We start from the raw sequence: 24,496 nt of genomic DNA, 5'->3' as shown, positions 1-24,496 counted from the left end.
TGCTTTTTGTTCGCTGAGTTCCGGCGAATCCGTAGCGAGGACTCTCGTCTCCGTAATTATCGCAACCCCTACATCGTTAATAATAACTTTTAATATTTCAGCGGCCCTGAGTTGTTATATGAGTGTCGTAAGCGTCTCGATGCCTGAGGAACTGCTCGAACGGATCGATCAGTTCGCTGAAGACCACGGATACACGGGTCGCAGTGAAGTCTTTCGAGAAGCGAGCCGTAATCTGCTAGGGGAGTTTGAGGACAAGAAACTCGAAGATCGAGACCTCATGGGTGTGGTTACTGTCGTCTTCGACTACGAGACGACGAGTGTCGAAGAGAAGATGATGCATCTCCGGCACGAACACGAGGGCATCGTCGCCGCGAACTTCCACAGTCACGTCGGTGGTCACCACTGCATGGAGCTGTTCGTCCTCGAAGGCTCGCTCGAAGAGATCTCGACGTTCGTCGGGAAGATCCGTGCGACCAAAGATACGCTCACGATTGACTACTCGGTGCTACCCGTCGACGACTTCGGCCCGCTCGCGGATATGAACTGATTTTCCGACCGCGTTAAACTGCTCTGCTGGGGTGCCGATACAGCCAATCGGTAGCATCGCTGCCAGACAGCGATGGAAGCGTCGTACAGCGAACAGTAAGGAGATCGAGATCCGGGCGCCGGGGACTGCGGTATTCCGACCGTTCCACGCACGCCTACGTGATCCCCGAAACCGTCGTCGGAGCGGAAGGATACACGCGGGGCCGTCAGCAACCGTCCGATCGAGGAGTTCCAGTTGTGTTCATTCGGCGAGAAGTATTAGCTAGTCGGTGGTCTGTGGGAGTCCAAACCCGAAGTCCGAAGAGCTCTTCCATCTATTCGATATAGCACTATACAGTTTATTTGTCTTGCTGGAAACGGACCTGTGACTAAATTAATGATATATACACGACACGAAGGTCGGTTTGGCGGGGGGAGCAGCCAGTCAGGATTCGAAGGTGTACCGCATGAGGAACTTGAGCAAGAGTACCGATCCCAAAATGCTACCGACCATCGCAAGAAGAACGATACCGATCATGATGACCCGAACAGCTCCAGGATCAGCCATCGGAACCACCGGCCTGCTCCATGATCGTCGACGGACCTGTCGTACACATGGCTACTGATTTGCCACGAGACACCTAATGGGTTCCGTCATTACTCGTCGGGAAGACTGTCTCAGATATCGTAGAGGCCGGTGTCATGGAACAGTTCATGGTCTTCTAAAATTGATCGAGTCGACCGCTATTACCGCTTCTGAATAGATAATATGACAAATTTGAACGCGGGCTTTCTGGAAGCTACTAAGATATGTGGACCGTTCCATGACACTCTAGTTCGTTCTATTCAGGGCCGGCGGAGGCAAGGGCTCGGAGAAGCTCTCGTCAAGACATGAGCACGTGTTACAGATCCCTTAGACGGTACTGGGTAGGAAGAAGGCAGTGTAAACGGTTGAAGTTGCTGCAACCGGGACGGTGCTCTACCACAGTCGCTGAACTGGTAGATAGATAATATGAGGAGACAGAGCGTATACGATCCGAACTGTCGCGCTCGCTGGTGGGAGGTGTAGAATTTTTATCGCCAGCCATGAGTTGTCCGAAGAGACGACGAGGACTCTCGATGCCGAGACGATGTGATCGGCGAGGCTCCGGATCAGAACGTTCGAAGACTGGGATCGAACAGGCCAATTACGGGAAAACGTAGACTCAGATGTCGAAGATGCGTATCTTACCCCTTACTGTTCAGCAGTCGCGAGACAGCACAGAACACGCCCGCGTAGAGAGTGCTCTTCACAGCGCACCAGTGCTATTCTACACTCGCAGAATAGTCAAAGGAATCCGCTGAGAGTGATTCTGAAAGGGAAAGATCGTGGGTGTGTCGGTAGCTGTTCTCGGACTCTCCGGGGACTGTGATTTCCTCACCCTGGGTGTAGGTGTCTCCGCCCTGCACGTCGACTTGTGTCGTTAGTTCCCCGTCCTGAGAGCTATTGGCCGTGTTTTCTACAACGACTAGCACTTCGATATTCCCCAGCGCAGTGGTATCGGCGTCGACACTTGATACCTCTAATCCCCCGAATGCGGAGCATCCGGATACAAGGATACTACTGGTCGCCAACAGAGAAGAGCCCGTCAGCTTCAGGAAGTGTCTTCGTTCCATTGTTACCTGATAGGTTGACTGCAACGACCTTGAATGCACGACTCTCGGTCCAGCAACGAGACTCGCGATAGAAACTCCCAGTTAGACGAGCCCCACCAGTTTCAACACATATGCTTGCACTTTGCCTCTCAATCGGTTTGTCGACACTACAGTACCAATTCAAACAATTACCACACTGATCGAACTGCAGTCGTGCGATTGGGTCTGTATTGATTTTCATTGGCTACGATAGCTTGCTAATTTCCCATTCTCGTTTAACTCACCAAGTCGGAAGGTTCACACATAATGACGAGGTAAAACGAGCAACTGTATGGCGATTCACAGAGGGTTGAATTGTATAGCGGTTAGTAGTTTACGAGTGCAGGGTCAGACAGAGACGGGCAACACTGTTCACCTTTCGGGGCAGATTGTATAATGCTCGAACACGAAACTCGGCTCTGTCAGAGTGTTCAGATGGATAATATCAGAATTTGGGAGGAACTCGGGTTCTCGACTTCCAGCTAAGTAGGATCGTGACTGTCATCGACAGCCCAATTGTGATTTCCCAGCTGCAGAGAGGTGGAGTCCTGCGAGGGTATCTGGGAGCTGTCGGAATCGAACCGACCGGAAAAGACCGGATCAGTAAGCACGAACTCGCCCGGGGTTTGGCCCTGTTGTACCAGAACGCCGACAGGAACCCGTATATTTGTGAAAGTGACCTATAGGCCCGACAGGACTCCTTTGAATTGTGAATGTGAACCGAAAAGACGGCGAAATATAGGACCACGTTCCCAGATAAGGCTCTCCTTTCTGACACTTCCTTAGAAGTCTCGTCTCCCACCGTTGTCTTGCGGTTGTTCCGTCACATTTCTACCGGAGTGGTCGCATAATGTCTAGTCTTCGATACTGTCCAGAATGTGGCGCTCGGATGAAAACCGGCACCACATCAGGTTCGGCTATCCCTCGCCGCTATTGCCCGGAGTGTGGAGAACTATGAGCGGAGCCCGTTACCCCGCCGTCGAGGAGCCCGAGCCCGAACGCGAGACAGTCGCCGGCCCCGACGCCCTCACCTTCCCCGCCGACTGGCCTATGTCGACTAGCTGGCAACGGGTTCAAGACGAGGAGACGGCCGTGAATTCCGTTAACGACGCCGAATACATGGTTCAGGTAGGCGACGGGAGTATCCACCGCACTACCGCTGTCGTCCAAGACGGAACTCTCTGCTGTGACTGTGACTGCCGGGGATGGACCCACCGCCGCTTTTGCGCCCACGTCGCCGCGATCTGGTGGCACTGGACCCGCTCGGAAACGTGGCTAGTCGACCAGGACGCCGACCGAACCCTTCGACGGCCCCCCGCATGGCTGTCTGTTGACGATCAGGAGGTAGGCCAGTGAGCCGAGCCGAGGGACGCCTACGGTGCGACCACTGCGGACAGACGTTCTATGTCCACGACGGCCAGCACATCAAGATAGACCACTTCGAGAACTGCGAGGAGGCCCACTAATGCCCCTCGCCAGTAGCCCCGCCGTCGCCGCCGCCGTCGGCGCTGTCGCTGGAGCCGGTGTTACTCTGGCCGTCGTCCGGTACGAACAGCGAACACAGGAAGCCCCCCACACCCCTCAGAGCGTAGTGGGGAGGGGGGTGCCGCCACCATACACTCCAGCCGAAACGACCCCAGTAATCGAACCCCCCGCATCCGGGGCGATCCAACCCCCGTTTCATGTGGACCCGCAGCCACCCGCCAATCTGCGGACACGGAGAACGAACAATGAGCGGTAGCCGACTCCCCGGAGACTCGGTTAGCAACGACCGGCACAAATCCGAGTATCGAGTCGAATCACGGCTAAAAGGCGATCTCGAAACCCGAGCCCGAGAGTACATCAACGACCACGGGATGAACAAGAGTGAACTCGTCCGCGAAGCGCTAGACGAGTACCTACCCGCCGCCGAAACGACTCCCTACGCCGTCCCGAAAGACCCCAAACTGGCAGACGCCTACCTCGCGCTGGCCTGTGGGGAGAAACGGGTTCTCTCCGTCGAGAAGGCTAAGACCGAGCTAGCGAACACAGCCTTCCCGAACACCTCTAAAGAGCAAATCGAGGACGGTATTCTCCGCCCGCTCGGAGACTCAGACTTTCCCGTTACCGTCAAATGGGGCCGTCTAGCCGTCCCATCCCTCACTCTCAAAACGGAGGTGCATGACTAAATGACCCTTAGGGACCGCCTCACCGACCGGGAAATCTCGGTCGGACTGGCCGCTTTCGGAGCCGCCTACGTCGTCGGGACGCTCGTTACTATCCTCTCCCTGCCGGATCGAGGAGTCGCTACCCCCGGCGAATCTACCCAGTACGGCTATAACGCCGCCTATCTCCCCGTTAGCGAGACGATGATACTTGTTCCGGCCCTCGTACTCGCCGCCTGTCTCTATTTCGCCTATCGGAACTACACCACGGAGAACTACTTTGCCGACCGAATGGCCCGCCCCGATTGGATAGACGAGTCCGACGAGGAGCCCACCGCTGTCGACCGGGAGGCCGAACAGTGACGCCCTTCGAGATGTTCGGCACGGCCGTCTCTATCGTCCTGTGGGGCGTCTATGCCCTCTACAAGTGGGAGAGACACGGCCAGAACCGGAGCCTGCTGGAAATCGTGAGGGACGCCCGCCATGAGTAGCCCCAAGAGCCCTACCCTCGGTCGCCCTGTCTGTCCCCGTCGGATCGCCTACTGCTACGAATGCCACGAGGATACGATTCAGTGGCTCACACACATCTATCCCTACTCTCCCGGCTCCTACCGAGGGATTAGGATAGACGAGATATACCGCTGTACCGACTGTGGCGCGGTGGTAACATGACAGATGACATTCGGACCCGCGAGATCGAGACGACCGAAGTGGTCGAGAAGACGGAGGAAGTCGAAGAAATTCGGTGTCGGAACTGTAACCAGTGGTGGAAACCCGACGAAGTGCGCGGTATCGAAGTCGGGGGAGAGACGGCCGGAAACCTGTGTGCTGGGTGTATCGAGGAAACGCTAGACGTACCCCTTGAGGAAACTACTACGGAGCGTATCGTTCGAGAAGCCAGAGAGATAGAGCCTCAGAACCTCCTGCGAACTGCCCTCAAAGACACAGTAGGTTTTATTTCATCTTTCGGTACTTACGCTGTTATCGCTGGTATCTCTGCCGGCTTCGCTATTGAAGCCTTCCCCACGATATTTGATAGTGTATCCAGCCTATCCGCCATGCTTGGCATCCCTCAGCCTATCATCATTCTCTGGTTCGCTGTTGGGTTTTGGATACACAGGAGGGACAATCTATGAGCGATCTATCCGACCCCGAGCCGATCAGCCCTTCCGACGCCCGTAAGCCCGACTCTGAGGAGCCCTATCGGTTCGCCTGTCCCGACTGTGGCCGTCAAGTCCACGGCCACGTTCGGTCAGGTAACTACCACTGTCCCGACTGTGGGACCTTCGAGAAGGACGAGCTAACCGACAGAAAACGGTGTGACAAATGACTATCCGAAAAACAGAGAACGACCGGAGAACCGGACACCAGAACCACCCGCAGAACCGGCCCGTACCCACCACCGAGACTGTCGGAAAGTCGGAGGATGATGTATAGATGGGCGATACTGACCGCTACCTCATCGGTGACGCCGCCGAGGAGCTACGCCAGCTCGGGAGCGAAAGCGCGGCGGTCGTCTGTCTCGACGACGCTTGGGCGCGACCGAAGCGCGGGGACGCCTTCGGCGTGGAGTACCCGACCCACGGCTTCGAGGAGACGGCGGAGATCCTCTCCGCCTGCCGAGAGGTGCTCAAACCCGGTGGCTGGCTGATAGCGGACGCCGACGACTGGCTTCTCCCGAAACTTCTCGACTATCTGACCGAGAATTGGGGGAACGCCGCGGAGACGTACCAGAACGGGTATAGAAAGGTCGGCGGAGTTACGCTCACGTCGTCGAGCGGCGAGCCCGACCGGAGCACGCCCGGAATGTACGGCTCTACGGGTGGCTACCCTGTCGTCTTCGCTCACAAAGGCGAGACGGATCGCCGGTGGTCCGAGTCCGCCCGGCAGATAGCCCGGCGGCCGCAGGATCGATACGGCTGGGGGAGCGTGAAGCCGGTCGCGCCATACGAAGCGTGGATTGAGAGCATCACGGACCTCGACGAGAGGGTTGTCGTCCCGTGTGCTGGCACTGCTCCGGCTGCGATTGCTGCCGAACGACTCGGCCGTGAGTGGGTCGCTATCGACTGCGAACCCGAAGCGCGCGAAGCGTATCGCCGTCGGCGTGAAAACGAACTCGGCAGCGATGAACAGTCGACTCTTGGGAGCGTGACAGCATGAACATCTACCACGGCGTCCCATCCGAGTCGAAACTGGCCCGCGCCCGCCGTGAAGCCCCGTCGTTCCAACACGGCGCGGAATACCCACCGTACCGGATGAGCCGGTCACACTCGGCCCGCTGGATACTCGATAACGGCGCGTACACGTCGGCGTTCGACCTCGCGGAGTGGGTCGGGGCGCTGGAACGAGCTGGCGAGTACGCAGGCGGGCCGGACTGGGTGGTACTCCCCGACGTGTATCAGGAAGGGATGCGCTCGCTTGTCCGAAGCGCGCGCTACGCCGGGCTGGCGGACGCCTACGGGTATGACCACTACCTCCCGGTCCAAGACGGGATGCGGAACGTCGAGCAGACCGTTCGGGCCGCCGTCGACCTCGGCGCGTCGGGTGTGTTTGTCGGCGGCTCGGACGGTTTCAAACGCGAGTACGCCGGCCAGTACGTGATGACGGCCCACGACTACGGAATCCTAGCTCACATCGGCAAACCGGGCGACCGGCTCACGTGGGCAGCGGACCTCGGGGCCGACAGCGTCGACACGACCAGCATCGTTCGGAATGGGTACTGGCATCGGCTCCGAACGCTCGAAGCCAGCTCGGGAACCGACCAGCAGACCCTCGCGGATGGGGGCACCGATTATGAGGATAACTCGGAGGAATCTGTAAATGAGTAAGACGAGGGAACCCGACACCGGAGAGATTGACGAAGAAGACCTCGTAAACGTCGGTGGCAAAGAGCCGAACGGAAAGCCTGCCGCTATCGGGCGGTGGACCTTTCAGACAAAGAAGGTCCGAGACGAGTTACTCTCGTGGCTCGAAGGTCGGGTATTGAACGCATTTGCTGGTAAAACGCGACTCTCAGACTACAAGAACGGCATTGAGGAAGTCCGTAACGACCTCAACCCGGAGCGAGACGCGGATTATCACGTCGACGCTGTCGAACTCGGTCAGATGTTCGACGAAAACACGTTCGACGTTGTGGTACTTGACCCACCGTTTGACCAAACGCAGTCAGATGAACTATACGACGGACTTCACGCCCGAGATATGGGAGACATTCGTCGAGCCGTCGCGCCACTCGTGAAACCCGGCGGCCGAATCGTAGAATTTGGCTGGGATATGTGGGGGGCGTCTGACTACTTCGACCTATGGAGCCGGGAACACAAGCGGTTCTTTCGTCGAGCCATGCCGGGCCGACACCCCATACTGATGACGGTCGACAAAAAGACGCAGATGACCCTATCCGATACTGGCGGGAAGCCGGACGAATAGCCACCCGAACCTTTTTCCTAGCGTCCTACATATCCGTAGGTACGGAGCCCGGTTCTCCCGTCTTGACTGCGGGAGAACTTTTCCGGGTTCCGCCGTTTGTAACCGGATAGCGACCGCTCTAGAACACGTCCCCGATTTTGAGCCGGGCTTTCTCTGACTGCCGTTGGCTATGGTTCGTCGGGCTCCATGTCGACAGTGGTAGCTCACTCGGCCGCTTGAGTTTGGTTTTCAGAAGCCGTATCCCTCGCCCGTGAGGCTTGTAGACGCCGAGAGCGTACCAGCCACCCTTTCGCCGTAGGATATTGTGATACTTCTTGTATATCTGGAAATACCCCGTGCTGACCATGCAAGACTTGATTTCTACCGGGCTCCCGTTCTGAAACTCGGCGTCCTTCCAGCTTGCGTGAGTGCCCTCGATCTGGAGCCCGTACTTCTCGGCTATCTTGTACTCCGCTCTCGAACCGTACCGAGCCGCGTTACTACTGCGATTTTTCATTTTTTCTCGTTCTCCTGTATTCTGTTGCTTTGAGTCCGACACTTTCGCGCCCGCGTTTGATATATTTCTTCCACCCCCCGGCTTGGCAAGTCATGTCATACCATAATTATCGTCTATCCCTGCGGTCTTTCCTCTAACACAAGTGGGGGTCCGTGGTGGTTGGGATTCGTCCATCGTACCGCCCTCACCCAATTGTCTCCGTGACGTTCCCAACTACCTCGGCGTGTTGCCCGCCGTCGTACTCGTTCCACCGCTGGCGACACCATTCCGCGCTAAAGAGTCCGTCAAGCCTCTTGTCGGCTATATCTGCGAACGAGGTAGGTTTGCCGCTCCCAGTTCTCTCGTTGATTACCGTCCAAATCGCCATCTCCCGATAAGCCTCCTCTCGGGCTATGTGTCCATCACTATCGGCGGAATCGTCCTCCGCGTCGTCCGACCACGACCACGGAGCCGGATCTTTGTCGTTGGGACTCCACTTTGAATCAGGCCAGCCTGTGATTTCCGGCGTGAGAGGGTCTTTCCCGCTCCTATTCTTCACCGTGTTGTAGAATCGAGCCTGTTTCTTGCTCTCCTTCTCTAGAACGGTACACAGGAGCCGGATCGATGGGTGAACGTCCTTCCCGTCGTGGCCGATGATGATGAGCGCCCCGCCGTACTTCCGAATCTTGTAGACTAGCGTGGCGAGCTTGGTAGAAGCCTCGTAGCCGTCCTTCCCGCCGGACGCTTGGCTACTAGCCTCGTCAAACAGGAACAGAAACGGCGTCACGTTTTCATCGAGAACATCGGCCATTTCTTCCCTGATCTTCTCGTCTAGAGCCGGCCAGCTACCGACGTAGATACACGCCTCGACTCGCTCGGCCAGCGACCGGATGTTAGTAAGTATCCGCGCGTCTGTGTGTCCCTCCTTCCTGCGAGCGTCTAACCAGTGCCGGGCGACGAGACACCCCGCGCTTGTCTTGCCGGTCCCCGGTTCCCCAAATTCGTACAGTCGAAGGTGTTGCTCGGTCGCTATGCTCCTGACCGTCTCGATGTCGTGCCACCCAGAGACGTCTACCTCGTCGTTCTGAGAGCCTACCTGTGCCCGCAGTCCCTCGGCGTCTCCCTCCTCGACTCGACGGGCGAAAGCCTCCGTATCGTAGTGTTCTCGAATCTCCCTGTAGGCGTGGGTATCCTCGATACTGGCCGGCGCGTCGGCCGCTAGCCGTCCCTGTCGGTACATCCTCTCATACGCCGCCCGCATTTTCGTGAGAGTTCGACGGGCTCGGGAGTTCGTTACCTCTCCCGCTTCGTCTCGTACAAACCGATTCTCCCGTCTGTGTCGGCCGTCTTTCCAGTCCTTCGACTCCGAGTAGGCCCACCCGTCGCTTTCTCCGTTCTCTGTCATAGTCACTCAGTCGTTTAGTTCGGGTTCTTGATTCTCGACGGGCTCGGGAATGTTAGCCTCGTCTAGATCGGGGAATTGTTCATCGAGGACGGTCTCGGGCTCCGGTGGCTCTCCTGCCGGGCCGTCTGGCATATCCCCGATTTCCTCCTCTATCTCCTCGATCAATTCCAGCGAGGACGATCCCGGCACTAGCTGAGACTCCTCTTGCTCCTCGACTAACCGCATTAGCGTATCGTCGTGAACCTGCGTCGTAAACCTCTGTACCGTCGCTTTGAGAGAGGCGTACGCCCGCCGAACCTCGTGGTGGTGTTCATAGTATTCGTCCACCCGCGTCTCGTACCGCGTAGCCTCCGCCGGACTCATATCCTCTTTTTCGACTCCTCGAACCTCTAACTCGTCTATCTCCTCGTAGTAGTTGTACCGAACTACCACGTAGTCGCAGATTCCGTCATCGGGGACTAACGGGTTCGCTCCGTGTACCTGCTTGCGTTCCCACAGTTCCGGCGGGACCTTCTCGACGTGGTAAATCTCCTCCTCTCCGGGGTCGCAGATACCGACGTACACCCAGTCAGGAGAGTATAGATACTCGGCTATCTGTTTCTGCGCGTAGTAGGTCGGGAGGGCCAGCACTCCCCACAGAGTCGCAAACGTGAGTTGCCTCTGTGTCGGCGTCGGGAGGTCGGGAGAGACGGCAAACGCCCATACACCGGCGGCCAGCGCCATGATCGACAGTGGAATCTTGTACTCTGCGGCGAGGTACACCGCTCGGTCTTTGTTGTTCTTGAACGTCGGGACTACCGTGCCAGGGTCAAAGTCCATTATTCAGGTTCCTCCGGGCTATCTGGATCGTTGTTCTTGACTCGATACGCGGCGACGAACCCCATAGCGATCGTCACCGATACCCCGCCTAACCAGCCGTCTCGGGAGTTCGTTCGCTCCCAAATCGACGTTCGCTTAGGCTCGATCACGTGCCCGTAGTTGCTTGCCTGCGTGGTGATTCCGACCGCTATCATCCCGTCCACCTGTGTTACTGACACCGTGATAGTGTGTTTCCCGCTCCCTCGGACGGACTGAGTAGGGATGTGTCCACTTTTGCCGTCTGCTAGAAAGCCGCCGTCTGAGACTGTGATCCTTTGCGGGCCGTCGCTCTCGATCACTAGCGATACCGTGCCTGCCTCCTGATTGTAGCTCTGATTCAGGATTCTCGTCTGGCCGTCTATGTAAGCTACTACGCCGTCGCTTTCCGGCGTCTCCGTCGCGTCCTGAGTGTCATTTGTCACAGGATTCTCGGGGACCGACTGGGCCGAGCCAGTACCGGCCAGCCCGACCGAAAGAGCCACTGTCAACAGTGCCAGCGTTACGATAATCGCTGTTATCCGTTTCATACACTCCCTGCCGGCGGATTTGAACCGCCGTCTCGGAACCTCCACAGGGTCGCTAAGGGTAGGGGATAGGAACGTGCCGATACCGTCAGTTGATGAGAGAGCCGACTAGGATAATCACCCCCAAGAACACCAGCGCGAACATCGCCATGTCTCCGCCGACGAGCGACCCGCCGGACCCTCCACCGCCACCGCCTAGGATCGTCCGGGTGTCGGCGCTATCATACGCCGTCTGGAGTTCCGACAGACCGTCTAACTGGTCCGAGAGCCCCGTTACATCGGTCGTCTCGTAGGTGTACTGTTCGACTGTCGCGTTCTCCGTCGTGTTCCCTGTCTTGGTGTTGTACTGCTCGACGATCTCGAACGGTTGACCGATTGTCTCCGTTCCGTCGTTGGTCGCTATCAGGAACGTGCCGTTGTAGTCTGCCGGATCGTACGTCTTGTTTCGCTCGAACTTGGCGAGGTCGTCAAACCCAGTGTAGAACAGGGCTCCCTCTTTCCGCGTCCCGTCGCCTAGCTCGATTACGTGAGCCGCCGTCACGTTCCCCCCGTACCCGCTCGCGGCGAGTTGAACCGCCGAATACGAGTAGTAGCCGGTACTGTTGTAGTCGCTTGCCGCCCGGCTAGCGATCTCGTTAGGCGTCAGGAAGTCCGTCGCGTTCGCCTCGGTGATGTTCTCGGCCGTGTAGTTCGTGTACACGTCGTCTATCACCTTCGCGGCGTTGTCCTTCGTCTGCTGGTTCTGCGTGTCGATGGTGCTGACGATCCCGTTGTAGTCCGACGACCGGGCCAGGGTCGTGTAGGCTCCCGTTCCGTCGCCCTGATCCTCTGCCGTCGCCACAGGGTCGGCCGACACTTGCAGGACTGGTCCCTGGACGTACGGCCCACCGTTCGGAGCGGTGGTAGACGACGGGAACGGTGTTACCACGTTCCCGTTCGCCGTCCTGAACGTCGTGATCGTGAAGTTGTCGTGTCCCGTCTCCACCGTCGACGTTTGGAACGGGTTAGAGTGGTCTAGCTGGACCGTCCCGCTAGCCGTCTTCACCGTCACCCAGTCGCCTACTTCTCCGGTTACTCTCTGTTCCTCCTGATAGGCGTACTGAGCCTGCTCGACGGCCGCAGACCAAGACGCTCCGAGGTTCTCCTGTTGTGCGTGGTAGAACCCATCAACAGAGGCGTTCGTCTCGATCTTCGCCTGCTTCGCCGTCGAATTATTCGCCAGCGCGTTCCAGGCGTTCACCTTCGCCTCACTGATCGACGCCCCACGGCTGTCGGTGAGGTAATTCCGCATGGTCGCCCGCGTCGTCTGTCCCGTCGTGTTCGTGACGGCACTAACCGCGACCATGTTGTTCCGCGTCTGGTTCTCCGAGTCCGCTTCTACCTCGCAGGCCACTTCATCCGGACCGATGCCGTCCCAACCCTGCCACGTCATCGAGCCTAAGTCTATCAGATGGCGGTCCTCTGCGATTGTGGTAGCCGTGTCGGTGTTCGTGCCTCCGCACTTCTCGACGACACTCTCGGTATTGAGTTGCCGATAGTCCGAGTGGATGATCGGGTCCGTCACGTCCTCCGCGTACCCGTCGCGGGGCGTAGCCTCCACTTCGAGGTACAGCGTCGGGATACTCGCCCCGTTCACCGTGTCGACGTACGCCGTGTCATTTGTCACGTAGTCCGAACCGGAGGCTCGCACCGAGCCGTTCGTAACGTCTGAGCCCACCGAGTACGTCCCGTTCCCGTCGACTCGGGTTGTCTCGACTACCGTACCGGTATCGTCCCGAACCTCGATCAGTGCGCCCGTCGCGGGCTCCTGAAATCCGGTTAAAACTTTCCCGGTTGCCGGGTCCGTCTGTTCTGAGAGAGTCAGAGTCGGGGACACCGACTGATTAACCGTGAAGCTAGTCGAAGCCGGCCGGTATCCGGTCTTATCACTGCCAACCGTTACCTGCTTTTGCCCCCGAGCTTCGATTGAGAACGTCCCGTTTTCGTCTGTCGTTGCTGAGTCGACTAGACTCCCTGATGATTCCATGACCCGGATGCCTGCGTTAGTGAGAGCTTGGCCGCTTGCATCCTGTACCGTTCCGTTAACGGTTCTTAGTGGTGTCTCATCCACTTTCAGCAGATCTAGGTCTACCCCTTGATCTGCGAATATATCGGAGACTCCGCTTCCGCTGCCGGTCCCAAGACTCCCGCTGTAGAGGGTTGTTCCGTCCCTCGTATCCGTGATTTGCAGCGTGTTGTCGGTCCCAATTTTGAGTTTGTACCACACTCCTTCTTGAGTATCCGCTAATTGGCTTCCATAGGCGTCGTATATGTCAAACCCACCGTTTTTGTTTATCTCCAGATTATGTACTAAGTTTCCGCCACTGTCTTGTGTCGCTACTTGAGATTGTCCGTTTCCGCTGGTCGGCCGGACATAAATCACTACATTGTTATCTGGCGATACACTCGCCATCGCGGGATAACCAGTTACCTCAATATACTTATCGCCGCTTGCGGCGTCACCAGTCCTGATAGCTGAGTTGCTAAACGGGTTATTACCATCCTCAAAGTCTGAGGTTGTAGACCCCGCTGCAACTGGCATACTGATGATCCCGAGCCCGGCGACTGTCGACGTAACGACGAGGATCCCGATGAACACAGAGAAAGCTCTATGACCGCGTAGCCTCACTGTTCGGCCCCCTCGATCTCGTCGTTTCCGACCCACGATTCCGCTTCCTGTTTCCTGCTATGCACCGAGTGAACCACGTAGGCCAGCCCGAGCGACGGGACGAGACTCACTGGTTCACTCGGTGCTAGAACCCACAGAGCCGCCACAGAGGTAATACTGAGTTGCGCCGTCAGTACCTCGAATGGCTTGATTGTGGATTCCAGACTGTCGAGCCGGAACATGGTTTACTCCATGTACTCCGCTTCGACCAGCTGGTATAGTCCGAGAACCCCGGACAGTCCGATGATGATATACACGATCCCGGCCGCTCCCGGATCGAGCGACAGCGTGTCTGTCAGGAGGTTTGTGTCCGTTGCTTCCTGTAGCCCCCAGTTGACGGCGGCCACTCCGTTTACTGCCCAAGTCGCGATGTTAAGTAGGTCGTCCATGTGTTGTGTTCTGAGCGATTTGTTTAGCCTGTGAAACTCAGGGAGTAGTACCCGCCTGCCTGGATGATGAGAGCGATGAACGCCGGGAAGTCGCCCCCACTAACCAAGTCCTCCAGAATCGGCACGAACGGCGGAGCGAGGATTAGGGCCACTGTAGCCGTGATAATCCAGATTTCCAGCCGCTCGAAGGACGAAATGTCCTGCCTGTTGGTATAGTAGGCGTAGCCGATTACGGCGAGGCTGATTACTGTCGCTATCGTGATCTCCGTCGAGCCCGACGAGCCCGAAAACGTGTAGACCGCGTTAGCGAAGTCGATACCGAACCACTGCGAGTCGATCAACCCGAGCGAAATCATACTCGCCGCTACGAAAATGGGCGAGAGAGCCGCGTCGGGTAGGTCGAATCTGCCTGTTGCCATTGGATCACCGGCCCGGACTGGACCGATAGTTTCGATTCCAAAGCCACAGGGTAAGTATATCTCACAATGCACAGTGAAAGTGAAGCCGATTATTTGCGTGACTAAATGACTGGGTAGCCGGCCACCCCGTACACTAACCACCGTTCCCGTACAGACTGTGCGTTTCTCCCAGTCTTTATCTTGATAGGGGTGTGTTCAGATGCTTCCGATCCCCTACACAGATTCCATGTCCGAAAAATTCGAATTCAATCGTTCCAGGGGTTATTGACCCCAGTAGATTCTACTTATTCCAGACTATATTCTCCCCAATGCCATACGAACCCCACCCATCAGTTACTACCCCTGAAGATCATGAAGCCAAAATTTGGAGATATATGGGACTCAGCCAATTCATGTCTCTGGTAGAAAGAGAATCTCTATTTTTCAATAGATCTGATAAATTTGAGGACCCATTTGAAGGTGAATATCCTCCAGCGAACTTTGAGAATAGGGATGAAATCGTCTCAGAGACAAAGAAACGTGGGGAGAAGCTTGAAGAACTAACCTCGTACTGGAGTCCTGGATTGACTCAGGCAGTTGTTGATAGCGTTAAATCTGGTCCTGTGTTAGATGATTTTGAGTATTCGCGAGAAATGTTCTTCCTAAATTGCTGGCACATGAATGAGTACGAATCTGCGGCCATGTGGGATGTTTATTCTGATTCAGACGCTGGAATAGCCGTTCAATCAACTGTTAGGTCCATGATTTCTGCATTTGAAAAATCAGATTATCTGGTTCGAATTGGTGAGGTAAAATACATTGATTATCAAGACACCTCTATACCAGAGGACAATATGTACCACCGATTCTTACACAAAAGAAAGAGCTTTGAGCATGAAAAAGAGCTGAGAGCAATTATAGATGATTTACCAACCACGGGAGAAGTCGAATATGATGAAGAAGTCCAGGCACCGGCTAGAAGGATTAATTGGGATGATTTAGATGATGGAAAATATGTTTCCGTGGATATTGAATCTCTCATCGAGACAATTTATTTATCACCGACTTCCCCGGGATGGATGAAGGACTTATTGCAGAGTATTTGTTCAAGTTATAATCTTGATTTCGAGGTGATTCAATCCGACCTCTACGATGATCCAGTCCGTTAATCAATATCCTACTTCCGGTTCTGTCCATAGACCCGGAAAGAATCGGCCCGATCTACCCCCGAACACCCCCGCCGGCACCCCAAGACTCTAGGTTATCCTTCCGCTATGCAAACATACCGGAAATGAATCTAGAAGAATACGAGAACCAGGACGGTATGAAGGTGTGGCTGTCCGAGGGAGAGGTAGAGCAACTAATCGAGCAATTCGAGGATACCGAGAGACGGATAGCGATACAGCTAGCCGCTCGGTGTGGCCTTCGGTCGGCCGAGGTATTGAACGTCGCACCGGCCCACGTAGCCGACACAGACGCCGGTACCATGCTCAGGGTGTGGGAGTCGGCCAAGACCGACAAGTACCGAGAGACGCCTGTGCCGCCGAATCTGGCAACGACAATCCGAACCGTCGGAGACATTCGAGACGAGCCCGCCGACGAGCCCGCCGTCGACGCTACCACCCGGACCCTTCGGAACTGGATAGGAGACGCTACCGACGAACTTGAATCTGTGACAAATGACCCGGGATGGAGCTACGTCGGGATGCACGATCTACGCCGAACGTGGGCTACCTCTCTCCGGTCGGCCGATGTCGACGCTATGGTAGTCTGCGACTGGGGCGGGTGGGACGATCTACAGACGTTCTTAGACCACTATCGAGGAACCCACAGCCCCGAGGCACAACGTCGAGAACGGGAGAAAGTCGACTGGCTATAGCAGCTGAAAAAACGGAAAAGCGGCGAGTCAGTTACGCTTCGGGACCGGTGTCCTGACCAAGCGTGGCCGAGGAATCGCCCTCTGCGGACTCGTAGACGACACGGATATCGTAGAAGTTCCGGACTGCGACATCAACACCGTTTCCAGCACTGATTTCCGTGGAGCCACCAGCATTACTCCAAGAGGCTGGTGAAGTATTCCTGTCGAGATCGTAGTCGGCTGCAGGGATTGACCCAGCACCGTCGTCCGTCAAGCCACTCCCACGCACGTACACTTCATCTCCGTTGAGCGTGTCACCACCGTCGTGAGTGATGCTCAGGACACCTTCTGTATCGTTACCGGGACCAGCATCATAGTCGAACGAGAAGCTGGCCTGTGGCGTGGCGCTCTGCGTCTGGTCCCCGAGTCCGAGGACGAACGATGCAATCACTGCGGCGAGGATAACCGTAATCGCGACCATCAGGATGACGCCGATAACCGGCGAAACAGCGTCATCGTCGTTGAACAGTTCTTTGATGCGCATTCCAGCTATCGAGTAGGAGGGTACTGTAATAAAGTAGCCAGACCTTTCAGAATTTACCAGACTCTCAAACCTCTCTTGGAAGTAACAATCTCGCGCTGAAAGGGGGGCAAAGTCGCCCCCTGTAATGGATCCTAGTGGCCTGTTCAAGGCCCGGGAATGCCGTATTACCCCAAGATTCGGGCGTCTGCCCGCACCAAGACAATACCCAGTTACTACGCAAATATCTACTGGATTTTGTTTGGTTACTCTCCCCCGCTACAACCCGGCCCTGTGTAGCTTCAAGCCGGCCTTGAAACCCGGTCAAACCCTTGAAATCGAGGGAATTGATGTTATTCCCCTCAAGCCCGTTTTGATCGGTAATCTCGTTTCAGAAATGCGGGGAAGGGGGGATGAGACGTAGGTTCCCCGCACTAGATACTATCCAATTGTGCGTAAAGTACCTGACGAGTTAGATTCAGACCAGTACCCACTTCTCGAACACGTTTCCCCGGTTCGGCCGTGGTTGGTGGGCAACGTCTAGATCGCCGTCGACGTACCGGCTCCCTTCGCTCGTTATCATCCAGGTATCCGCGTACAACCGAGCCACCAGTCCCGCGTATTCGAGATACTGTAGCCGCTCCCGAACGTGGCCTTCCCTCACCTGCTTGAACAACTCCGTCGCCATGATCCGAGGCGTTGACCACCGTACGCTATCGAGGTGTTCGAGTATCCGATCATCTTCCCGGGTCATCCACTGCGCCGGCTGCCTCACGAGTTACCGACTCCGTTGGGACCGTCGGGTTCCTCTGTACTCGGCGGCTCGGTCGAATCGTCTACCTCCGGTACTTCGTCCGGTTCGTCCTCGTAGGTGCTGATCTCCTCGTCAAGATAGAGTTCTCCCCGCTCCTCGATCATGTAGACACCATTCCCTACGGCGCGAGTTAGACCGTGTTCTGTGAGTTTCCGACATCTTCGGGAAACTGTGGCATTCGACACTTGGAGGGAATCAGTTATTGTGCCTACTGAACTCGGCCCATTTTCCCTAAGAAATTCTAGAACCCGGTCATCCCATATAGTCATCCACGAACCAGATTTGCGCATTGATTAAGCATTTGAGACAGCCTTAGGAACAACCTATGAAATTTACAATACAGACTGGTTCAGTCGGTTTTAGTTTACCGTTGCATTTTTGTAATAGTGGCTTAGTAGTGTATGTAGGAACCACCTACGTACCACTATGCCGGGGCCTACTACTCCGGTAATATCGGGCCTGCGTTGCACCGCAGGCCCGAGAAAGGTGGTTCCGCTGTGGAACATGAACGGAACCAACTCGCCGGGCCGTATGCTGGCCCGGACTGGACGGTTCGAATCGAGCGGTGAAAAGACTGCGGTGAACGGAGGCGTCAGAGCATGAGCGCCGACGTTGATTTTGACAACGTGTCGGTTGTGAAGTCCAGCAGTTTCCGAGAATCCGCCGTCCGTGAACTCGCCCACGGGCCGGCCACTCCCTCGGAGATCGCGGACGGTACGCCTCACGATATTTCTCACGTCTCGCGGGCGCTTCAGGAGATGCGAGACGCCGAGATCGTGGAGCTTCTCGTCTCCGAGGACCGCAAGAAGGGCCGTATCTACGGGCTCACCGACGCGGGCGAGGCCGTGAGTACCTTCCTCGACGAACGGAGCCGGGACGATGAGTAAGACGGCCACCCGGTCGGTCGGTGGTCCCCGGCTCCCCGCCGGCTACACTGTCGACCGGCACGACCCCGAGCAGTTCGTTCTTCGGTGTCCCGACTGTGGCAACCGGGACGTCTCCGACTCTCGCCCCGGCACGGGAGCCCAAACCTGTGGTCGGTGTAACCGCTTGTGCGGTGTGACGCCGGTCGCTGCTGCCGATCCGCCGAGTGACTATGACACGGACCACTTCGAGACGGACCACGAGCCCGAAAACCGCCACGTTTGCACCCGATGTGAAGCTGTCTCCCCCGAGGGTGAGGTACCACCACCCTCACAGTGTGCCGGGGGGAGTAGCAGGGACCCACAACACCGCTGGAAAGAGGCCCCAGTTCGGTGCGACGGGGGGACCGAAACGTATAGCGATAAAGAGTTTACGAGTCCCAACACCGACGTTTACGATTTCGCCGGTGGCAACGTCGCAGAGAGAGCGAACGCGGTACTCGGCGCTGTCGACGCCGACCGAATCCAGAGGCTACGGATCGAGGTAGAGACGGCACCCAAGCCCGTCGAGGAGCCCACCGCCGTCGAGTCCGACGCCGAACCCGTCGAGGAGGAGACGAACGGACACGCCGAGAACCCTGTCCTGAATCCAGAGACACAGACATACGACGCGGTGATGGCGATAGTCGAAGCCGACGCCGAGTATCTGACCAGTGAGGAGGTAGCCGAGCGAAAGGATACGTGGGACCACCGAGGCGATCCCACTAACGCCGCTACCAAGAACCTCAGAAAAGCTCACAAGCGCGGTTTTCTCGAACGTGACGAGAGCGAACGACCGTACCGCTACCGAGTCGCCCCGAAGTATCGCCGGACGCTTCTAGCTGAGAAGCTAGCCCACTCTGAGGAGAAGGAGGCACTAGCACAATGACCCCAGACACTGAGGGAAACAGGAACCCCCGGACCTTCCTCCGGGGTGGCGACGGTGGCCACTCGAACACCAAGCTGATTGGCTCGCGTTTCGGCTTGAGCGAAAGGGAGTTTTGCGCGCCTTTCGAGAAGCTACCGGAGCCGAGTCGACGGGAAAAGACCGGATCAGTAAGCACGAACTCGCCCGTGGTTTGGCCCTGTTGTACCAGAACGCCGACAGGAACCCATATATTTGTGAAAATGACCTATAAGCCCGACACGGCCCCTAAGAACTGTGAGTGTGACACTGCAAAGACGGCCGAATGTGAGTCGAGTTTCCCAAATAAGGCTCTTTATCGGTGTACCTAGGGATAGTTTGATATGGGCGCCGGGTGACGACTGTCGTATGGCAGACGAACGTGGAGACACTGAACGGACTTCCGTTCGCACGTACGTCCCTGCATATCAGAAACAACTCTGGCAGGACCACGCCGACGAACTGGGCATGAGTCAAAGCGAGTTCGTTCGAACGATGGTCCAGGCAGGTCGGAGTGGGTTCGACCCGTCCGAAGACGACACGTCGGCGAGCAGTGCGACGGAACACAGCGAGCAACCCGGTTCTCCCGAGGCTACCCCGGGGGTTAACGGGGTGAAGACCAGGGTTCAAGATGTTTTAGCCGACGGGGAGTACCACGACTGGGATGACCTACTCGATGAATTGACAAATGGACTTGAAGATCAACTTGAAGACGCGCTTCGGGAGTTGCAGGCTGAAGACACTGTGACGCACAGTGGTCGCCATGGTGGGTACGTGATCGACACATGAGTCCCGAACGGAGCCACTCGGCCGATCCACAGGCCACCGACGATCCGATTGCGTACTTCCTCGACGATATCACGTTCCATGGGAAAAGCGAACGAACTCGTGCGTTCTACGAACGAGTACTGCGGGACTTCGAGGCGTTTCTCGAAGGGGATTCGATCAGCGAGGCAGCACACCGGGACTGTCTGGCGTACGTCCATGGACTTCGGCGGAACCTCGGAGAGGGCACTGTTGCGACCTACGCGTCCTATCTGCACCGGTTTTTCGACTATATGGCACAGGTGGGTGTGTTCGATTCGAATCCGATGGCTCTCGTCATGGAAGAGATGGACGAATCGATCAACACCGATCCGACACGCCGGGAGATAGATATTCAGTCCATGCGTTCGTTCGTCGCCGATATTGGACACCCACTCGACCGCGCTGTCGTCGTGACGTTGCTCAAGACCGGGATACGGGCCGGTGAACTCTGTAATCTGGACCTCCAAGATCTCCATCTCGACCGATCGGGGCCACGGCCGGCCGTTCCGATCCGGGCTACTATCGACGGACGACCGGACTCGCTGTATGTCGATTCGGAACCGACTCGCGGGGCAGTGGTCAACGGCGAGGAACGATCCGCATCGAACAAGCGAAAACGCGATACGACGATACCGATTGACGGTGAACTTGCGACCGTGTTACGCCACTGGTTGGCGATTCGTCCCGATACGCAGTCCGAGGCTGATCCGCTGTTCGTCTCGACGGTCGACAGCTGGGGTGAGCGCCTCACGCCGGATATGGTCCATCACATCGTCGAGACCCACGCACGGGAACGTGGCTGGTACGAGTCCGGGGGTGGAGCCGAAGTAAACGTGACACCACACTACTTCCGACACTTCTTCACGACACACCTCCGTGATCGGACCGGCGACAGGGGGATCGTGAAGTATCTCCGCGGAGATGTCGCCCAGGATGTCATCGATACGTACACACACGAGTGGGGATCGCGCGTTCGGGACGTATACTCGACCCACATATATTCAGTAATTTGACAATATTGGTGGCGAGCTTCGAACTCGTAAATCATATATCGCTATACTCAATCGACCCGCTGGTCGTCCGAATGAGACAGTTACCGTACTCTCTGCGGGACAGCAATATCGTGTGATCCGCAAACGTCCGCAACGGCCTTCTGTTCGTGTCTCGCAGATAACCTATGGTCGTATCACTGGAAATGGGGTGGCGGCATCTGTTATTCGAGAACTGGCCGATTGATCCAGTCGTTATGGACACACACCTTCCCGACGGATTGGAACCGGATGTGTTTGATGGGTCCGCATGGCTCTCGGTCGTTCCGTTCACCAACGTCGCTGTTCGCCCCAAAGGCGTCCCGGCGCGGTTCGGCGTCCGACTGCCGGAACTCAACGTCAGGACCTACGTTACCAGGGACGGGACACCCAGTGTCTACTTCTTCAGTTTGGATGCTCAGGGAATAGCGAGTGTCGTGGGGGCGCGACTGTTCCACCACCTGCCGTATTTTTACGCGCGTATCTCGTTGGAGTTAGTCGACGGACGAGTCCAGTTCTCCAGTCGACGGCTCCACCCGGGGGCGCGGCCTGCACACTACGAAGGGTCGTACTGGCCGACCGGTGAGCCGTTCGCCGCTCCCGACGAGGCGTTCGCCGAGTTTCTCGTCGAGCGATATCGTTTCTACACGGAGGCCCCCGACGGAACGATCAGGTACACGGATGTCGACCACGAACCGTGGACGCTGTATCCGGCAGCCGCGGACATCGAGCGTGACACACTGTTGTCGGCGGACGGCTTCGACCGGCCCGACGGTGAGCCGACGTACTACTACAGTCCAGGACTGGATGTCGTCGCGTCGCGGTCCGAGCGAGCACCAGGACAGACGTAGTACGTGGGTGTCGGCAACAGGTTGAAACCGGAGACAGCGGTATCGGTCGACGATGGTCTCTCGGACCGAGATCGAGCGCTTGCGGACGGAAGCGGACACCATCATGACCCGTCTCCAGCGGGTGCGTGACGAACTCGACCAGGCCCGCCACGAGTCGGGGGACCACTGGGAGGACGGCGCGCTCGCGATCACTTTGGAGACACCACAGGGCGACGATATCGAGGTGACGCTGGAGCTGGACGCCGACGCCGCCGAAAACGCACAGCAGCGATACGAACGGGCGAAGGAACTCGAAGCCGACTTCGAGCGTCAACAGGCAGTCGTCGGACAACTCGCCCCCATGCCGGCCGACCCGGTCGCGTATCTCATCTGTTATCACCTCGAAACCGTCGAGGGGAACTACCCGCGTTCGATAGCCGGCCACCTGGACGCCGAGCGAAAAGCGGTCGAACGGCTCTGTGACGAGCTAACGACTGCCGGGTTGCTCGAACGTGTCGAATCAGGCACGGTCAAACAGCGGCGCGTGAAAGCGAAGCAGGCGGACGAAGTGCGCCAACATCACACGTACTACAGGTTGTCCCGGGAGGGGGATCACCTGCTTCGCTTTCTCCGCGAACGCGAGGGGAGACAGAACGTCCTCAGACACCTCCCCGACGGCCGGACGATCGCGCACCGCCTCGCCCGGGGCGGGCCGGACTATCCACGGATGACTGCCGAGGAACTCGGGATGGAGTTCGAGTACGTCCGGCACCTCTATCGTGCCCTCCGTCAGGTCGGACTCGTCACGACCTACGAAGGGAGTATCATCAAAGGGACCGAGCGAAAGCTCAAACCGAAAGACGAGACACACCGCAAACACACCTACTACGTTACGACGGATACGGCCGAGGAACTCCTCCGGGAACTCGACGACTGATCACTCCGGCGTCGAATCACCGGCCGGTTCGTCGTCGCTCGTGTCGGCCGCTGGCTCGGTCTCCGGGGAATCGGATTCCCCGACGGCCGGCCCGTGATCGGAGGCCATCGACGGGTCGACAGCGTAGGGTTCGATCGTCGATCCGTTGACCAACTCCGGGAGGACAAAGCGGGCGAAGTGAAAGACCAGGACCAACAGCATCGGAGCCAGGAAGATCCCGTACCACCCGAACAGGAACGGGCCGAAGATGTACGCGAACATCAGCGTTCCCGTATGCAATGCAGGCTGTGGCGTACTGTCTGACTCGCTCTCGCTGGAGCCGAACAGGCCGAACGAGATCGACCCTCCGCTGGAGACGTACGGCCGGACGAGCAGGTCCGGGATCGTGTCGACGACCAGGAACGCCGTCGCGAAAAACAGGAGCACGAACCACCATTCCTGCCCGTTGAACGCTGTCTGGATGCCAAGATAGCCAGTAATCGGGATATAGACGATCTTCATTCCGATGATCGGGATGAGGCTGGCTATGCCCGCTAGCAGTCCTGTCAAGGCTGGATACGGCACTGGGAGGCCTGCTGGGGCGACGACATCGACCAGACTGAACGTGATCGCACCGATCGCCCCCGTCACGATCGCGTTCAGGATGTTCCCGTAGAACACACGGTGGAAGCTCCGGTCGACCTCGCGGGCATACCGGTCCAGGACGCCGTGGTGATCGATCAGATCCTTCCCCCATTCGGCCAGACGGGAGCCGTCCCGGAGCATGTAGAACGCGAACGCGAACATGACGAACGTGTGGACGAGCCCCGTCCCGATCAGGCCCAGAAAGCCCATGAACTGCGAGAGGGTCTCGACCACCGCGTCCGGGCTGGCAGCGCCGCTGATGAGCGACTGGGGGTTCTGGACCACCGTCGAGACGTCGACGTAGGGATCGAGGACGTTCTCGTAGGGTCCGAGATCGACGCTCTGGCTGAACCGATCGAACTCCTGGAGCGCGATCGCGATCGTATAATACAGGAGTATCAGGACCGGGAGTGCGAGCAGGAACAGCGAGAGCATGGCCGCGAGCGTCCGCTGTTTGACGTGTCGATACACCCGCCGGAACAGGGGGCGTGTCGCGTAGTAGAGGAACACCCCGAAGACGAAGGTACCGACGAACGAGTAGGCGACGAAGAGGAGGGCAGCCGCCAACAACACGCCGAAGCCGATCCAGAAGGCGCGTGGCCAGTTGACGTCCACGTCGTACGATGCCATGACTCCGGGTTCCACACCGGCGGACAAAAAGCTGTCCCGACAGTGACCAGTCATCGATCCGCCCGGCGCTGCCGCTCTGCAATCGTTTCGAGACGGGGACCCTGGCGCACTATGCCA

The 24,496-nt window shown here is 57.4% G+C and carries 31 protein-coding genes; 18 read left to right on the top strand and 13 right to left on the bottom strand.

Going from position 1 to position 24,496, the window contains the following annotated elements; all coding sequences use genetic code 11:
- The first annotated feature begins 118 nt into the window (after positions 1 to 118).
- On the top strand, positions 119 to 547 hold the full coding sequence (locus tag VJ109_RS00415; RefSeq protein WP_276221172.1) for a CopG family ribbon-helix-helix protein: 429 nt from the start codon (positions 119 to 121) through the stop codon (positions 545 to 547).
- A gap of 423 nt (positions 548 to 970) precedes the next feature.
- Here VJ109_RS00415 and VJ109_RS00410 read toward each other — a convergent pair whose 3' ends face one another.
- Both VJ109_RS00410 and VJ109_RS00405 read right to left on the bottom strand, forming a co-directional pair.
- The gene (locus tag VJ109_RS00410) at positions 971 to 1,093 is read right to left on the bottom strand and encodes a hypothetical protein (protein WP_276221173.1); all 123 of its coding nucleotides are present in this window, start codon (positions 1,091 to 1,093) and stop codon (positions 971 to 973) included.
- 737 nt (positions 1,094 to 1,830) lie between these two features.
- Positions 1,831 to 2,181 carry a hypothetical protein gene (locus tag VJ109_RS00405; RefSeq protein WP_324758199.1) on the bottom strand — a complete coding sequence of 117 codons (351 nt, stop codon included), beginning with the start codon at positions 2,179 to 2,181 and terminating at the stop codon, positions 1,831 to 1,833.
- A gap of 972 nt (positions 2,182 to 3,153) precedes the next feature.
- On the opposite strand from VJ109_RS00405, the gene VJ109_RS00400 reads away from it, so the two are divergent.
- From VJ109_RS00400 to VJ109_RS00360, 9 genes are all read left to right on the top strand, one after another.
- Positions 3,154 to 3,555 (top strand): SWIM zinc finger family protein, encoded by a 402-nt coding sequence (locus VJ109_RS00400; RefSeq protein ID WP_324758197.1) that lies wholly within the window; start codon positions 3,154 to 3,156, stop codon positions 3,553 to 3,555.
- A gap of 374 nt (positions 3,556 to 3,929) precedes the next feature.
- Positions 3,930 to 4,367, top strand: a complete 438-nt coding sequence (locus tag VJ109_RS00395; protein WP_324758195.1) for a hypothetical protein — start codon at positions 3,930 to 3,932, stop codon at positions 4,365 to 4,367.
- A complete protein-coding gene (locus VJ109_RS00390; RefSeq protein WP_324758194.1) occupies positions 4,368 to 4,706 on the top strand; it encodes a hypothetical protein in 339 nt (112 codons plus the stop codon). It begins immediately after the preceding gene.
- Positions 4,703 to 4,834, top strand: a complete 132-nt coding sequence (locus VJ109_RS00385; protein WP_324758192.1) for a hypothetical protein — start codon at positions 4,703 to 4,705, stop codon at positions 4,832 to 4,834. The genes VJ109_RS00390 and VJ109_RS00385 overlap by 4 nt, the downstream gene beginning before the upstream one ends.
- Positions 4,835 to 5,011: 177 nt before the next feature.
- A complete protein-coding gene (locus VJ109_RS00380) occupies positions 5,012 to 5,479 on the top strand; it encodes a hypothetical protein (RefSeq protein ID WP_324758190.1) in 468 nt (155 codons plus the stop codon).
- A complete protein-coding gene (locus VJ109_RS00375) occupies positions 5,476 to 5,673 on the top strand; it encodes a hypothetical protein (RefSeq protein ID WP_324758188.1) in 198 nt (65 codons plus the stop codon). The genes VJ109_RS00380 and VJ109_RS00375 overlap by 4 nt, the downstream gene beginning before the upstream one ends.
- 107 nt (positions 5,674 to 5,780) lie before the next feature.
- On the top strand, positions 5,781 to 6,503 hold the full coding sequence (locus tag VJ109_RS00370) for a hypothetical protein (protein WP_324758186.1): 723 nt from the start codon (positions 5,781 to 5,783) through the stop codon (positions 6,501 to 6,503).
- Entirely contained in the window at positions 6,500 to 7,171 is a 672-nt protein-coding gene (locus VJ109_RS00365) for a hypothetical protein (RefSeq protein ID WP_324758184.1), read from the top strand. The genes VJ109_RS00370 and VJ109_RS00365 overlap by 4 nt, the downstream gene beginning before the upstream one ends.
- Positions 7,164 to 7,769: an RsmD family RNA methyltransferase gene (locus tag VJ109_RS00360; protein WP_324758182.1), complete on the top strand. Its 606-nt coding sequence runs from the start codon at positions 7,164 to 7,166 to the stop codon at positions 7,767 to 7,769. Before VJ109_RS00365 ends, VJ109_RS00360 begins: the two co-directional genes overlap by 8 nt.
- A 118-nt stretch (positions 7,770 to 7,887) precedes the next feature.
- Here the strand turns inward: VJ109_RS00360 and VJ109_RS19600 are convergent, their stop codons facing one another.
- The 7 genes from VJ109_RS19600 to VJ109_RS00330 all read right to left on the bottom strand — a co-directional run bounded on the left by VJ109_RS19600 (position 7,888) and on the right by VJ109_RS00330 (position 14,546).
- On the bottom strand, positions 7,888 to 8,265 hold the full coding sequence (locus VJ109_RS19600) for a PD-(D/E)XK family putative nuclease (protein ID WP_491745814.1): 378 nt from the start codon (positions 8,263 to 8,265) through the stop codon (positions 7,888 to 7,890).
- A 184-nt stretch (positions 8,266 to 8,449) separates the two neighbouring features.
- Complete coding sequence (locus VJ109_RS00355) at positions 8,450 to 9,649, bottom strand: hypothetical protein (RefSeq protein ID WP_324758180.1); 1,200 nt, start codon at positions 9,647 to 9,649, stop codon at positions 8,450 to 8,452.
- A gap of 6 nt (positions 9,650 to 9,655) precedes the next feature.
- Entirely contained in the window at positions 9,656 to 10,468 is an 813-nt protein-coding gene (locus VJ109_RS00350; RefSeq protein ID WP_324758178.1) for a hypothetical protein, read from the bottom strand.
- Positions 10,468 to 11,034 (bottom strand): DUF8063 family protein, encoded by a 567-nt coding sequence (locus VJ109_RS00345; RefSeq protein WP_324758176.1) that lies wholly within the window; start codon positions 11,032 to 11,034, stop codon positions 10,468 to 10,470. The genes VJ109_RS00350 and VJ109_RS00345 overlap by 1 nt, the downstream gene beginning before the upstream one ends.
- An 85-nt stretch (positions 11,035 to 11,119) precedes the next feature.
- The gene (locus VJ109_RS00340; RefSeq protein WP_324758174.1) at positions 11,120 to 13,669 is read right to left on the bottom strand and encodes a carboxypeptidase-like regulatory domain-containing protein; all 2,550 of its coding nucleotides are present in this window, start codon (positions 13,667 to 13,669) and stop codon (positions 11,120 to 11,122) included.
- Between the two features lie 254 nt (positions 13,670 to 13,923).
- A complete protein-coding gene (locus VJ109_RS00335) occupies positions 13,924 to 14,127 on the bottom strand; it encodes a hypothetical protein (RefSeq protein WP_324758172.1) in 204 nt (67 codons plus the stop codon).
- A gap of 23 nt (positions 14,128 to 14,150) precedes the next feature.
- Entirely contained in the window at positions 14,151 to 14,546 is a 396-nt protein-coding gene (locus VJ109_RS00330) for a DUF8023 family protein (protein ID WP_324758170.1), read from the bottom strand.
- A gap of 308 nt (positions 14,547 to 14,854) precedes the next feature.
- On the opposite strand from VJ109_RS00330, the gene VJ109_RS00325 reads away from it, so the two are divergent.
- Positions 14,855 to 15,694, top strand: coding sequence for a hypothetical protein (locus tag VJ109_RS00325; RefSeq protein WP_324758168.1), 840 nt, complete (start codon positions 14,855 to 14,857; stop codon positions 15,692 to 15,694).
- Positions 15,695 to 15,816: 122 nt separating this feature from the next.
- A complete protein-coding gene (locus tag VJ109_RS00320; protein ID WP_324758166.1) occupies positions 15,817 to 16,404 on the top strand; it encodes a site-specific integrase in 588 nt (195 codons plus the stop codon).
- 31 nt (positions 16,405 to 16,435) lie between these two features.
- Here the strand turns inward: VJ109_RS00320 and VJ109_RS00315 are convergent, their stop codons facing one another.
- From VJ109_RS00315 to VJ109_RS19595, 3 genes are all read right to left on the bottom strand, one after another.
- Positions 16,436 to 16,927: a type IV pilin N-terminal domain-containing protein gene (locus VJ109_RS00315; RefSeq protein ID WP_324758164.1), complete on the bottom strand. Its 492-nt coding sequence runs from the start codon at positions 16,925 to 16,927 to the stop codon at positions 16,436 to 16,438.
- Between the two features lie 454 nt (positions 16,928 to 17,381).
- Positions 17,382 to 17,591: a hypothetical protein gene (locus tag VJ109_RS00310; RefSeq protein WP_324758162.1), complete on the bottom strand. Its 210-nt coding sequence runs from the start codon at positions 17,589 to 17,591 to the stop codon at positions 17,382 to 17,384.
- An 83-nt stretch (positions 17,592 to 17,674) separates the two neighbouring features.
- Positions 17,675 to 18,007, bottom strand: a complete 333-nt coding sequence (locus VJ109_RS19595) for a winged helix-turn-helix domain-containing protein (protein WP_491745813.1) — start codon at positions 18,005 to 18,007, stop codon at positions 17,675 to 17,677.
- A gap of 309 nt (positions 18,008 to 18,316) precedes the next feature.
- Here VJ109_RS19595 and VJ109_RS00295 point away from each other — a divergent pair, with 309 nt between their 5' ends.
- The 6 genes from VJ109_RS00295 to VJ109_RS00270 all read left to right on the top strand — a co-directional run bounded on the left by VJ109_RS00295 (position 18,317) and on the right by VJ109_RS00270 (position 23,125).
- A complete protein-coding gene (locus VJ109_RS00295; RefSeq protein WP_324758160.1) occupies positions 18,317 to 18,604 on the top strand; it encodes a winged helix-turn-helix domain-containing protein in 288 nt (95 codons plus the stop codon).
- A 172-nt stretch (positions 18,605 to 18,776) separates the two neighbouring features.
- Positions 18,777 to 19,508, top strand: coding sequence for a hypothetical protein (locus VJ109_RS00290; protein WP_324758159.1), 732 nt, complete (start codon positions 18,777 to 18,779; stop codon positions 19,506 to 19,508).
- A 384-nt stretch (positions 19,509 to 19,892) separates the two neighbouring features.
- Positions 19,893 to 20,312, top strand: a complete 420-nt coding sequence (locus tag VJ109_RS00285; protein ID WP_324758158.1) for a DUF5805 domain-containing protein — start codon at positions 19,893 to 19,895, stop codon at positions 20,310 to 20,312.
- Positions 20,309 to 21,343 (top strand): tyrosine-type recombinase/integrase, encoded by a 1,035-nt coding sequence (locus VJ109_RS00280; RefSeq protein WP_324758157.1) that lies wholly within the window; start codon positions 20,309 to 20,311, stop codon positions 21,341 to 21,343. Before VJ109_RS00285 ends, VJ109_RS00280 begins: the two co-directional genes overlap by 4 nt.
- Before the next feature lie 164 nt (positions 21,344 to 21,507).
- Complete coding sequence (locus VJ109_RS00275; protein ID WP_324758155.1) at positions 21,508 to 22,209, top strand: YqjF family protein; 702 nt, start codon at positions 21,508 to 21,510, stop codon at positions 22,207 to 22,209.
- 52 nt (positions 22,210 to 22,261) lie between these two features.
- Positions 22,262 to 23,125 (top strand): DUF2250 domain-containing protein, encoded by an 864-nt coding sequence (locus tag VJ109_RS00270; RefSeq protein WP_324758154.1) that lies wholly within the window; start codon positions 22,262 to 22,264, stop codon positions 23,123 to 23,125.
- Here VJ109_RS00270 and VJ109_RS00265 read toward each other — a convergent pair whose 3' ends face one another.
- Positions 23,126 to 24,379 (bottom strand): AI-2E family transporter, encoded by a 1,254-nt coding sequence (locus VJ109_RS00265; protein WP_324758152.1) that lies wholly within the window; start codon positions 24,377 to 24,379, stop codon positions 23,126 to 23,128.
- Between the last annotated feature and the right edge of the window lie 117 nt (positions 24,380 to 24,496).

The organism is Haloarcula montana (genome assembly GCF_035666295.1).
In the GTDB taxonomy this organism is placed as follows: domain Archaea; phylum Halobacteriota; class Halobacteria; order Halobacteriales; family Haloarculaceae; genus Haloarcula; species Haloarcula montana.
This window is presented reverse-complemented; position numbering and strand designations above follow the sequence as displayed.